Annotated in this window: 10 protein-coding genes; 2 read left to right on the top strand and 8 right to left on the bottom strand. The window is 38.0% G+C overall.

Annotated elements, in window-relative coordinates:
- Positions 1 to 2: 2 nt before the first annotated feature.
- From C8N37_RS22190 to C8N37_RS22170, 5 genes are all read right to left on the bottom strand, one after another.
- The gene (locus tag C8N37_RS22190; protein WP_108160962.1) at positions 3 to 1,382 is read right to left on the bottom strand and encodes a RagB/SusD family nutrient uptake outer membrane protein; all 1,380 of its coding nucleotides are present in this window, start codon (positions 1,380 to 1,382) and stop codon (positions 3 to 5) included.
- Positions 1,383 to 1,401: 19 nt separating this feature from the next.
- Positions 1,402 to 4,611, bottom strand: a complete 3,210-nt coding sequence (locus tag C8N37_RS22185; protein WP_108160961.1) for a SusC/RagA family TonB-linked outer membrane protein — start codon at positions 4,609 to 4,611, stop codon at positions 1,402 to 1,404.
- 50 nt (positions 4,612 to 4,661) lie between these two features.
- Positions 4,662 to 5,756: a FecR family protein gene (locus tag C8N37_RS22180; protein WP_108160960.1), complete on the bottom strand. Its 1,095-nt coding sequence runs from the start codon at positions 5,754 to 5,756 to the stop codon at positions 4,662 to 4,664.
- A gap of 73 nt (positions 5,757 to 5,829) precedes the next feature.
- Positions 5,830 to 6,420, bottom strand: a complete 591-nt coding sequence (locus tag C8N37_RS22175) for an RNA polymerase sigma factor (protein ID WP_108160959.1) — start codon at positions 6,418 to 6,420, stop codon at positions 5,830 to 5,832.
- A 967-nt stretch (positions 6,421 to 7,387) separates the two neighbouring features.
- The gene (locus C8N37_RS22170; protein WP_108160958.1) at positions 7,388 to 9,160 is read right to left on the bottom strand and encodes an alpha-L-fucosidase; all 1,773 of its coding nucleotides are present in this window, start codon (positions 9,158 to 9,160) and stop codon (positions 7,388 to 7,390) included.
- Between the two features lie 304 nt (positions 9,161 to 9,464).
- On the opposite strand from C8N37_RS22170, the gene C8N37_RS23015 reads away from it, so the two are divergent.
- The gene (locus tag C8N37_RS23015) at positions 9,465 to 10,139 is read left to right on the top strand and encodes a hypothetical protein (protein ID WP_186812869.1); all 675 of its coding nucleotides are present in this window, start codon (positions 9,465 to 9,467) and stop codon (positions 10,137 to 10,139) included.
- Positions 10,140 to 10,287: 148 nt separating this feature from the next.
- Entirely contained in the window at positions 10,288 to 10,587 is a 300-nt protein-coding gene (locus C8N37_RS22160) for a hypothetical protein (protein ID WP_108160957.1), read from the top strand.
- 347 nt (positions 10,588 to 10,934) lie between these two features.
- Here C8N37_RS22160 and C8N37_RS22150 read toward each other — a convergent pair whose 3' ends face one another.
- The 3 genes from C8N37_RS22150 to C8N37_RS22140 are packed head-to-tail and all read right to left on the bottom strand — an operon-like array spanning position 10,935 to position 12,101.
- A complete protein-coding gene (locus C8N37_RS22150) occupies positions 10,935 to 11,303 on the bottom strand; it encodes a rhodanese-like domain-containing protein (RefSeq protein WP_108160955.1) in 369 nt (122 codons plus the stop codon).
- A complete protein-coding gene (locus C8N37_RS22145; protein ID WP_108160954.1) occupies positions 11,300 to 11,602 on the bottom strand; it encodes a DUF3817 domain-containing protein in 303 nt (100 codons plus the stop codon). The genes C8N37_RS22150 and C8N37_RS22145 overlap by 4 nt, the downstream gene beginning before the upstream one ends.
- 1 nt (position 11,603) lies before the next feature.
- A complete protein-coding gene (locus C8N37_RS22140) occupies positions 11,604 to 12,101 on the bottom strand; it encodes a hypothetical protein (RefSeq protein WP_237682711.1) in 498 nt (165 codons plus the stop codon).
- Between the last annotated feature and the right edge of the window lie 6 nt (positions 12,102 to 12,107).

The raw sequence follows: 12,107 nt of genomic DNA, 5'->3' as shown, positions 1-12,107 counted from the left end.
GTTTAGTTTGTATATCCCGGATTTTGGTTTAACAGCCTATTGTTTTGAATTTCTGTAGTAGGTATTGGGAAAAGCTGTGCATATGATTTCCATGTATCCGGTTTAGCTTTAGACATGACGGCATCGGCTATCCCTAGCCGTTTGAGTGTACACCAACGGTCTGCCCATTCGAAACACAGTTCAACTCGGCGCTCGTGGATAATGGCTTTCAATGCTTGCTCTTTGGGAATGCTGTTGGAAATAGCTGTTAAACCAGCGCGTTTGCGCAGGATATTGACATCTTCTATTGCTGATGGATGGCCTAACTGCAGTCTGGCTTCAGCACGATTAAGATACTGCTCGCTGAGACGTAATACCGAAGTGTACTCATTGTTGGGCATGCCATCTTCTCCATTAGAACGATACTTGTAATTCATATAGCTCGTCGTTGATTCTTCTAATTTGGTGTAATTGTCCTTGCGTTTATCATCTGATTCGAAGGCTTGTAATAGGCCGTTCTCATCTTCGGTGACGGCAAAGCTCGTAAATGTACCTAAGGTGTATCCACCGATGGAAGAGCCGAGACTATTCCACAGTTGTAGGATTTGCTCGGAGTTATTTTTCACGAAGATATCCATCACTTTGGTGCCGTCTTGTGTATCTAATTGTCCCAGACGGTACAGATGCTGCTGCGCAATAACCTGACTTGCGGACTGTTCTGCTTTTTCCCATTCTTTGGTGAATAGACAAACCCGAGAGAGTAGTGCTAGTGCTGCCCACTTGTTGGCCCGAACGCGTTCACGCTGATATTGATCGCGCAGGAGCGCGCTTGCATCTTCAAGATCTTTAACAATCTGATCGTATACTGTTGAAGTAGCCATTCGAGGCTTAATGCGTTCTTCTTTATAGTTGCTGGTTAAGACCAGTGGCACATCACCATAAAGATTGATCAAAAAATAATAATTCAATGCACGCATAAATTTGGCTTGTCCTAGGACTTCATTCTTGCCAGCTTGTGTCATGCCTGTTGACTGAGCTACACCTTCCTCCATCGCATTAGCGATACCGATGACGCTATAACAGGTCTCCCAATAGCTATTTGTGAATCCAGAGAATGGGTTTAGGTTATAGTTATACATGAATGTATAGCCTTCATTGAAGTTATTTATTCCAGGTCTGAATTCGTCGGAAGAGAATCCCGTACTCAGTGAAAGATCATTTTGCATAGTAGCAAACTTGCCATATAGCGCCAGTACAACACTATCTGCAAGTAAGTCATTATCATATATTTGTTTAGTCGTATAGATATATTTGGGCGTTACTTCTAGCAACTTATTGCAGCTGGTAGAAAGTAAAGCTAATGGAAGTATACCGGCTATGAGGTATTTAAAGTTTTTTTTCATTTTAGGTTGTTTAATTAATTTAAAATGAGCTTCTTATTCCTAGTGTAAATGTGCGTAGCATAGGCATGTCGATACCAGTCTCTGGATCTGTTCCTTTAAATTTGGTTAGGGTGAATAGGTTTGCCCCAGTGGCGTAAGCACGTAGGTTTTTCATCTTTATTTTTTCAATAAACTTATGCGGTACTCTATAGCTTAATGTCATATTGTTAAGTCTTAGATACGATGCGTCGACATAGTTGGCGTTGGAGCTGCTATAATTGGACATCACCATTGAGTTGGTTGTGTAGGCCGGAAATTTAGCATCCTGACCAGCTTGCTGCCAACGATCAAGAACGGTGACGGGAGCATTCATAGTGCTTCCCGCTCCAGAGAATGGGAAGAAATAGGCATTCTTGTTTTTCTTAAAGCTGAAAAAGATATCCAGGTCAAAGTTTTTGTAGTTAAACGAGTTGCCAATTCCACCAAAAAATGTGGGAATATTGGGTGCTAGTACTGTATAGTCATCAGGAAAGCTAATCTGACCATCACCGCTGATATCTTCAAATTGGGGTTGTCCGTCTGTAGGATTGATGCCCAGATATTTATATCCCCAAGTTAGGCTGAGGGGTTTTCCCAGCTGATAGGTTAAGCTATAGGGTGATCCTGATAGATCTGGAAACGAGAGCAATTTATTACGATTGATACTCATTGTAAAATTGGTTTTCCAGGTGAAAACTAAATTATTGATGGGTGTAGTCTGTAAACTAAATTCCCAACCACTGTTTTGCACAATAGCATCCAAATTTTGATTAACCGAATTGTAGCCAACTTGTGTCGGTAGTCCATAACCGACAAGCTGATTGCCTGATCGATTGCGGTAATAATTGACCTCAAGTACAATTCGATCTTTCAAAAAACCCATTTCTGCCGCAAGATCGAGTTTCTTATTTACTTCCCATTGGTAGTTGGCATTGAAGAGATTGGTCGGTAAAAATCCTTGATCTAGATAGTTCTCCAGACTTCTGGCATAATTGACAAAATAAGAGTAATCACCTATATTATCATTTCCGGTAAGGCCATAACTACCGCGCAGCTTAGCAAAGCTAATCCCGATATTGTTTTCCTTAAGCCATTTTTCTTCACTTACTATCCAGGCTGCGCCAAGTGACCAAAAATTTCCATACTTATTGCCAGGACCAAATCGAGAAGAACCATCACGACGAATCGTCCCATTGAGTACATATTTTTGGTCAAAGGTCCAACCAATGCGTGCAAAACCTGAGAGAAAACGGTATTGCCTCTGATCTTGTAAGATATCAATCCGTCCAGCGGCATTGATATCTTCGATCATGCTGTCGTCTAAATAATCGGCGCCAGACTTGTTGATACTTTCGTTTTCACTGTTATTGTAAGTACCGCCTAGGAGCGCATGGAAGGCATTACGACCTAGGACTAAGTCATAATCCAATTGCGGTTCAAAATTGAAAGTTGCTGTAGTGGCATCCGTAAACGAGTTGCTACCTGGTGTTGAATAAGCCGGGTTAAATGATCGTCTCGGATGGAGCGCCATTTGGTCCATATGCATACGGGTATAACCTGTGTTAATTTTGGTCACTAAATTTGGTAAAAGTCGGTAACTTAAGGACAAATTGCTTACCATATTTTTTGTTTTATTCTCTATGGTTTGTTCCAGTTGTGCAATCGGGTTTTCTAGTCCCCAGTTCAATTCGCCGTTGGCAGTATAAAGTGAATAATTGGGAGGTAATGTCAAGAAATTATTAAAGGAAAGTGGTATAATATCATTTTTATCTGTTGCATAGCTTGCTGATAACGATGCTGTAAACTTTCCATCTGCAGTATTATAATCTAGATTACTTCGAAAATTGCCTATAGAAAGGCCATTTTTCTTATCGTAAACTGTATTTTCACGGCGAAATCCACCGCCTAGCATATAATTAAATCTGGACGAACCGCCAGAAAGTGATAATTCGGCGTTGTAAGTATGTGCGATATTGCTAAAATATTCCTTTTGCCAATTGTGGTCTTCGGCTTGACTCCAGGAGAATAAATCGGGGTAGGCTTCTGGTGTTAGTTCTATACCATCATTTTTTGCAGCTTCTCGACGCATCTCCAGGTATTGGGCCGTGTTGAGCATTTTCATATGACGACCAATGGAAGCAAAACTATGGTAATAGTCTGCACTGAGTGTGGCGCGGCCTACTTTGCCACGCTTAGTTGTGATCAAGATGACACCATTGGCACCACGTGCACCGTAAATTGCTGTTGCATCTGCATCCTTGAGCACCTCAATACTAGCGATGGTACTCGGGTCTATACTTTTGAGCGGACTCTCCCCTAAAATGGATTTGGTTAAATTATTTGCTCCTATATGAGACAATGAGTTATTGTTGAAGGGAATACCGTCCACGATAAAAAGAGGCTGTCTGGCTTGACCATCTTGATTTACAGTATTGATGCCACGGATCTGCACTTGTGTCTGTATACCTGGGAGGCCACTTAAGGTGTTGATAAGAAGACCTGGGACGCGATTTTGTAAAGCGATCAGCGGATCTGCAGTTGGTGTTTTTTCGATGATGGCTGCTGTAACTCCAGATGTTGATCCTGTGTTGAGACGCTTGGACACTTGCTGGCCATAGGAGAGTACACTGACTTCGTCGAGTACGGTCTGTACTTGTAAGAGTTGTAGATCCACTTTTTGCTGATTGATCGGGATATAGATCTCTCGTTCTTTATAGCCTAGTGAGCTAAAAATCAGCGTGTCAGTGTTGTCGGTTCTTTCAATAGTAAACATACCTTTACTATCGGTAAAGGTTACTTTATCATTATTTTTATTGTAGATCGTGACGAGTTCTATCGGACCTAATTTGTCTCGTACGATCCCATTTATAAACAGTTGCTGTACTGTTTTCTGCTTTTTGGTTTTGTTTTCTTTTGTCCTGTCGTCATGTAAAATGGTAATTTCTTTACCTACAATCTTAAAAGAAAGGGGTAGATTTTGAAAAGCTTCTTCGAGAACTTCTCTTAGCATTTTATCTTTAGCCTTTACGGTTACAATAGCATTCAGGTCAACTTGATTGCTAGAGGCAATGATGTTATAACCGGTTTGCTGCCTAATGATAGTGAACAGCTCTTTGAGGGAGGGTTTGCCCTGATAATTGAGCTGTTGCGCGGATAATGTGGTGCTCGCCAGCACCGAGGTGACCAATAGCAAGTTTTTTAGGCGATTCATCTGTGGTTTGTTGTTTAGGTTAGTGTGTCTGTTTTCTACTTAGGTTTGTTTTATTTTTTATGGATAGCTATTTTGCCCTCCTGATAGTCAAATTTTATTTGATTAGTACTTTCAAAGAATTCTAGCGTTTTCGTTAAGGACTGGTTTTTATCAATTGATCCCCAGAAAGATAGTTTTTCAATCTCCGTTTGTTTATAATCAAATTCAACATTGTACCATCGTGAAAGGGTCGCTAAAATATGCGGTAAAGGTTCATTGTCAAAAAGAAAATATCCTTTTCTCCATGCTGTAGCAGCTTCAATGTCTGCAGGAAGAATCTGGGCAGAGGATGCGGATATAAGGGATCGTTGGCCTGGTAGCAAACGGTGTTGATTGACATTCACGGAACCTTCAAGAAGTGTGGTCTCCACATATCCGCGCTCTGTATAACTGTTAATGTTAAATACTGTTCCCAATACTTCTACTCGTTGATGGGTTGATTTTACAATAAAGGGTTTATGTGGGTTTTTAGTCACTTCAAAATAAGCTTCACCCTCCAAGGATACTTCGCGTTGGGTATTGCTGAATTGCATTGGGTATCTTAATGTGGAAGCTGCATTCAGCCAGACTTTACTGCCATCTGGGAGCGTGACCTGGTATTGACCTCCTTTGGGAACTTCTATGGTCAATAACTGAGAATGCAGTTCATCTTTACTAATGGCCGATCCATCAAGATAGACAGCGGTGCCATCAATAACTTTTACACCTGATTTGGCCCCATTGAGAACAAAGGTGGATCCATCATCTAGTTTTAATATTGCTTGGTCTTTACCCGGTTTAAACTGATCTATTTCTGCGATTTTATCTGATTTATTCCAATGGGTTTGATTGAAGAATAGAACAAAAACAGCTATGAGTATAGCTGCCGCGGCACTCCACCATAATGGCGATCGGTAAATTGGTTTGCGGATTGATGATTGAGTACCGATCTGCTTATGAATTTGAGAAAGTATATTATTTTTATGTTCCTGTTGTCCTAAAGCATTAAACGTCCAATCTTCTGCAGTTTGGGCACCATACCAAGACTCAATAAGTTTGTTCTCTTTTTCTGAACTTATACCAAGTTCATACTTTAATAGTATTTCTGCGATATCTTTCTGTTCCATTGGGGACACTGTTTATATCATAGTTGCACCAAGAGGCACTTGGTGGTAGATGAATGTTAAAAAAATATTTAATTTATTTTAAATCGATGAGAATAAGAAGCAGGAGAGCGTAGAGGCCTTGTTTTTTAAGACTGCTCCGAAGGATGTTTAACGCGTTACTTATCTGCTTTTTAACAGTTTGATCTGAAATCTGTAAACGTTCTGCAATTTCTTTATAACTTAACTGTTCTTGACGACTAAGTATAAAGACTTCTTTCATCTTTAACGGTAATTTTTCAATCTCTTTGTCAATTATTATTTGTAGTTCTTTACCTTGTTGCTGATCGCTCAGAGAAAAACCCTCATCTTGAATGTAATCGAGAATAGAGATAATAAGTTTTTTTTGATTGCTTTGTGTACGATGATAAAAGAGTGCACTTTTTCGTGCTGCACCATATAGCCATGTCTGCAGATGCTGTATTGATGAGGACTCTTTCTTGTTCCAAAGATTAACAAAAATATTTTGAAGCAGGTCCTCAGCATCAGCTCTATCTTTTACTAATTTGGATAAATAGAGCAGTATCGGATCCCAATAAAGTTTAAAAATAAGATCGAACGCATCGCGATCGCCTTCTTGTAGGCGCTGTAATAAACGTTTTGAATCAATCTCATTCTTTAAATTCATGGATAGTCTTAAATAGGTACTGACAAACTTAGATAAATTAACTTTTAAATGCAATCGTGAATTACTTCCTCTTTTGCGAACATGTTGTGTATTACGCTAATTATTAATAGCTGTTAATTCCATGTATAAAGCAATAGCTTCAATCATTTTGTTGCGAGTTATGATGATATCATGGGAAAAGAAGATGTCTATAAAGCGCATCAACTCCTATTGCGGTTCATATGGAAGCGATCAATCACTATCTCCTAACGCGCAAAACGGGGGTGGACTATGTAAAAGAAAAGGGGATTGCCGATAAGGTGATTATACCTGCAGATATTTATGCGTAGGGAGTCTATATTCGTAAAATAATACCGAATTATCGGCTCAGACAATCGCTTCAGAAATAGAAAAGAGTAGCACAAATCTTAATAAACTACGGATCAAGATCATCACCACATTTGTGATTGCTTTATCAATCAGCATCATGCATTTATTAAACATTTATGGAGAAAACCTGGTTTTACAAGGTCTGAAAAGTGCATTATTATTTTCAACAATTTGTTTTTATTGATATCCCTTTTTCTTTTCTTTAAATACAGATCTTTCTTAAATAAAATAGCCTAACAGTTTACAAATATCATTGATGCATGATATCACTCATCTAACTGCTACTATGTTCATCATCTATTTCTGTATTCCAATTTGGATTAAATTTTCTTGTAAGATATGATGCAAAATTAATCCTAGATAAAAGATACGATGCTAATCCAAACAGCTTATAAAATACCTTTTTGGATAATCCATGACAATATTAATATGGTTTTCGTCATATTAAATTTTAAAAATGGTAAAATCTTCTATCATTTTCTATTGGTGGGAGCAAGGTAGTGTCCTTCAAGAGATAAATAAGTAACGCAGTCTTATATCAGCGTTACTTATTTATTTTAAATACACAACATGAGTATTCAGGTGTATACTAGATATTTTACTCAACTCTAAACACAACTGAGGTTGCATAATTCATCTGGGAAGGACAAGTCACGACCAATCCATCGGCCACCTGCTTCCATTTCAACTTACCTTCGTATCCGAGCATGCTCACTTTTTTAATCGTTTTTTCCAATAAGTTTACGTTACTACCAAGTGATTTTATTTTCAATTCAGATCCAGCCTCCGGCAGGTTCATACAAAAAGCATAAAGCGATCCGTTTTTTCCTACGGTAAATCTAAAATCCTTGGTGTTAAACTTAAATTCTGCATGTCTGCGACCAAGTCCGCCCCCTGGGAGCATTTTCAATTTCCCGTTTTCTTGTTCTCCTTCCCCAGGAATTTTCCATGCTCTGCTTCCATAAACCGCCTCCCCGTTACGTCGCATCCATATTCCTACCTCTTTGAGCATCTTTAAACTACCCTCATCCAATGATCCATCTGGTAGTAGTGAAACACAGAGAGCAGCATTACCATCCCGAGCAATAGCCTCTATCACATATCGGATCATCATTCCGGAGTCATAAGTAAAATTAGGTGCATAATACCAGTCTCCAACCGGCGCTTCCGCTATCCAAGGCTGGTCTGTTTTAATTTTTTCAGGAATAGCAAATTCCTCGGTTGTAACCGTACCATTTGTTTTATCCCGAAATTTCACAATACTAAAAGTATTGACCTTTCCGTGTCTCTTTAGTGTCCTATTGTAATAATCAGCGATGACATGCTGCATCGCATCTGCTTTATAACCCGTACCTGTCCCGTTACCAGTGAAAGGTCCTTGAACTGTACCATCTGTATATATAAAATCCGGGTCATATTTTTCCACCACATCCATCATACGTAATGCCCATTGCTTGGCATACCAATTCGCGTATTCCAGGTGTCTACTAAAAATTCCTGGAGATGGTGGTGACCACGGCGTGTGAGATTTTTCAGCAACTCCTTTATATTCGCGCAGATCTATGCCATAGAGTAGGCGAGGGTCATATTTTTCCCACCACTTACCCTTTCCATCAGTAGCAGTAAGATTGCCATCATAAGGTAATCCTTTCTTAGCCCCTGTGGTATCGCTTCCAAAAGCTGTTTGCCACCACCACCAGGTGTATTCATGATGAAAGGTTACTCCGTAACGAATGTTATTCTCGTGGCAAGCTTTCGCCCACTCGCCAATTAAATCACGTTTAGGTCCTATGTTAACTGAATTCCATGGTTGATAGCGTGAGTTCCACAAGTCATAATTATCATGGTGTACGCCTTGGATCATTAAGAATCTTGCTCCGGCATCCTTATATATTTTAGCAAGTCTAGCAGGATCAAGTTTGGTGGGATTCCATTTGTTAAGTATTTCCTTATAACCAAATTCGGAAGGGTGACCATAATTTTTAAGGTGATTTTTATATGCAGGCGTACCAGGTGTATATAGCTTTCTCGCATACCAATCACCACTTTCTCCCGATGCTTGAGGGCCAAAGTGAACCCATATACCAAACTTCGCTTCCCTGAGCCAATCAGGATCTCCAGGATAATTAGCCTCTATCGATTCCCATGTTGGTTTGAATGGACCTGGGAAAATAGGAATATCGAGTTTAACTTCTTCGAAAGACTTCCAATCTCCCATAGGCAAACTATCTACCGGTCCTGTTGGAGGTATTTGAGGTATAGGAAGTACTGCTGTTGCTGAGCTAACTCGAGTTTGTGCATTTGATTGATGACAAATGTAGGTTAGAAGAGCGAAAGAGAAACCAACACTTATCTTTAAAATTTTTATCATTGATCTATAATTTAAATGGTTTTATACTGCTTTTTACTAACGGCCATAACATCTATTTTTTTTAATACATGTAATGTGAGTAAATAAATAAGTGTTAAAATAACATTTATTTATTTGCTTCAGTAATATTTTGAATTATTGGTACGTTTTTGTAAACTTTCTGCCTGATTATTTATAGTTTAAGAGTTTAAATTAGTTCAAATTTGCATTACCAAGGAGCATAGTAAGAACTAATTTCTTATTGAACTAAGCCTGATATTGGGGGTAAAATTCTTTCACACTTCATACAAGCCAAGAGTACAAAATGAACGATGTAACAAAAATAAAGTATGTTTTTATAGCACTGTTTTCCGTAATGATCGGAAATGCTATTGCACAAGAAAAATCTCAAATTTCAGTCATAAATCCACCAATAAATACAGAAATTTTGGGTAGCAACAGAGGATTGGCCCTTCAAATGATCATCGATAAAAAATTTAAGACTATTCCCAAGCTAGGCTTTTTTAGTGTAACGTCTCTCGTGGGAGAATGGGACAGTAATCAGATCAACGATTACATGACGCAAGCCAGTCTGACCTATGATATCGCAAAGGGTTTCAAACTAGCAGGCGGTCTGCACGTAACCCCAGTGAAAGGTATGCGACCTATAGCAGGTATAATCTATACCGTAGCTAATCCAACTTGGTTGTTTGTGGCTAATTCTAGAATAGATTATTCTAAAGACACGAATGTCGAAGGAATGTTTTTAGTTGAATATAAACCACAGATAAATGATAATTGGCGCCTTTATTCGCGAATTCAGGCTTTGTATGAATACAGTACTGTCATCAATTTGCAAACAAGAAGTTACCTCATGGCTCGAGCTGGTTTAAGTTATAGAGAAATAACTTTTGGTGTGGGTGCCAATATCGATTATTACGGTCCAGAGAAACACAATGAAAACAGCATCGGTGGCTTCTTAAGTTTCTTGTTATTATAAGCGTAATAAAAGATACATTTTACACTAAATTAAAAATGGAGAAGTATATTATCAAAACCGCATTATTACTTTTGTCTTTTTGCGTTAATGCCCAAGGTTTTAAGTCAGATCATGTTCGGTATGCAGGTCATCAGAACTTTTTTCTGTAATGGCATTTGCACCTGTATACAGTTACCTGCTGTACCGTTATCAGTTGCAGAGTATTGTAGATCTTGTAGTATACCTGGATATGAATACTTTCGGAATGCTAAATTCACAAAAATATTCGCAGATGGAGCAACAAGCTATCTTGGTGTCTCTTAAAAAGATCTTCGGTTGGGTGATTATTTTCAGATTGCCTATTCTGTCTTTTGTACTATGGTATAATTTTGGGAAGGTAAATCTGCGCAGATTGGTATACCTCAAAAGCAGGTTTTTGAAAATCAAATCTAAAAATTATATCAGATAATCTCTAGTCAATAAAGCAGTACAGTACAAATTTTGATTTGTACTGTATTGCTAGTTACTCTTAATGGAAGTAGAGAAAGAGTTGTGAAAATTTGAAGTTTTATGACAGGCTACTTTTGACTGTATCACCTACAGGTGAGCCTTCAAGTTCTTGGCAGTCAAAACCATAGTCGCTCAAAATTTTAATTGTACGTTCAGTAATTTCGTTTATACTGTCAATACGCAAAATATTGTCGCAGTCTTCAAGGTCAAAATTCCACTTTGAAATTCCGAGATGTGTGTCAAGAAACGGTTTTAGTGTCTCTATTTCTCTTATACTTATCACACTTGTTTTAAACACTGAAATCATCAATTATCTTTTAGTTTGATTACTATTTTTTCAAGGTCAGACCAAGCACCCCCATTAAAAACATTTTTAAAACCTTTGTCTTTTAAAATGTTTTCCACTTTCACACTCCTTAAACCGTGAGAACAGGTTGTAATGTATGTTTTGCTCTTATCCAGTTCAATGTATCTCTCATTAATAGTGCCTAGTGAAATATTTATTGAACCATCAATATGTCCCATATTATATTCTTTTTCGGTTCGAACATCTAAAATTACCGCTCCATTCTCTATTTTATGAGCGAGCCCATTATCAAGTGTTGCGAAACGATAGGTTCGATACGAGATGTAAATCAATATAACTATAGCACCAATAATATATATCGTCTTCATAGTTTGCTTAATATTTTATGGTCAATGTAAAATGTTCCGAATGGAATAATGCAGGCCAAAATAACTTTCCAAGTTGTCGTTTTAAATTTCCAATTCTGCTCTACAGCAACACTTAACGTATTAAACAGGAAAAGTAAAAAAATTGCTCCATGAATCGGTCCTAATATTTCGCTTAAACTAGGATTGTGAAAATAATGTTTCAGAGGTACAGCTACGAAAATGAGCACTAATAATGATACGCCTTCAAGAAACCCAATAATGCGCAATCTTCCGATTTTTGTTTTGAATAAATTTATCATACTATCTAAAATAAGGTCTGGTAGCAAATGGTGAAAACGGCCAAGGAATGGCTATGAAAATAATGATGAGTGAAATTGAAAACCAAATCAACATTGTTTTGAATTTTTCTTTGTCGGTTGTTTTTCTTTTTGCTTTAGCAGAACCAATGGTAATTAAAATGATCGCTATTAACATTAAAATTAGGTGAAGTAGACCAAAAAAGGCAAGATCAAAATTTTCAATGGCCTCATTAAAATTATTCCAGAAGTATTTGATGATGGGGCTTTGAGTGTACAATACAATTCCAACTAGAAGCTGAATGTGTGCAATTGTTGCTGTCCAATGACGTGTAGCATTGTCTCTTTTGGAGAATACAGCGTTAGAAGAATAACCTTTATATGCCCGATAAATAGCATAAACTATACTTGCTAGCACTAGCCAGCGTATTAAGGAATGATAAAAAGTAAGTGTTTGATACATCGCAAATTTTGTTTGTCGATGTAAATATAATAAAAACATACTAAG

It is taken from the genome of Sphingobacterium faecium (assembly GCF_003054045.1).
GTDB classification, from domain to species: Bacteria; Bacteroidota; Bacteroidia; order Sphingobacteriales; family Sphingobacteriaceae; genus Sphingobacterium; species Sphingobacterium faecium.
The sequence above is the reverse complement of the archived record's forward strand: the minus strand, read 5'-3'. Positions and strand labels throughout refer to the sequence as shown.

What these genes read in the sequence shown, in the direction of transcription:
- C8N37_RS22185 (WP_108160961.1), bottom strand. Translation starts at nt 4,611, where the DNA reads ATGAATCGCCTAAAAAACTTGCTATTGGTCACCTCGGTGCTGGCGAGC.
- C8N37_RS22160 (WP_108160957.1), top strand. Translation starts at nt 10,288, where the DNA reads ATGGCATTTGCACCTGTATACAGTTACCTGCTGTACCGTTATCAGTTG.
- C8N37_RS22170 (WP_108160958.1), bottom strand. Translation starts at nt 9,160, where the DNA reads ATGATAAAAATTTTAAAGATAAGTGTTGGTTTCTCTTTCGCTCTTCTA.
- C8N37_RS22180 (WP_108160960.1), bottom strand. Translation starts at nt 5,756, where the DNA reads ATGGAACAGAAAGATATCGCAGAAATACTATTAAAGTATGAACTTGGT.
- C8N37_RS22140 (WP_237682711.1), bottom strand. Translation starts at nt 12,101, where the DNA reads ATGTTTTTATTATATTTACATCGACAAACAAAATTTGCGATGTATCAA.
- C8N37_RS22150 (WP_108160955.1), bottom strand. Translation starts at nt 11,303, where the DNA reads ATGAAGACGATATATATTATTGGTGCTATAGTTATATTGATTTACATC.
- C8N37_RS22145 (WP_108160954.1), bottom strand. Translation starts at nt 11,602, where the DNA reads ATGATAAATTTATTCAAAACAAAAATCGGAAGATTGCGCATTATTGGG.
- C8N37_RS22190 (WP_108160962.1), bottom strand. Translation starts at nt 1,382, where the DNA reads ATGAAAAAAAACTTTAAATACCTCATAGCCGGTATACTTCCATTAGCT.
- C8N37_RS23015 (WP_186812869.1), top strand. Translation starts at nt 9,465, where the DNA reads ATGAACGATGTAACAAAAATAAAGTATGTTTTTATAGCACTGTTTTCC.
- C8N37_RS22175 (WP_108160959.1), bottom strand. Translation starts at nt 6,420, where the DNA reads ATGAATTTAAAGAATGAGATTGATTCAAAACGTTTATTACAGCGCCTA.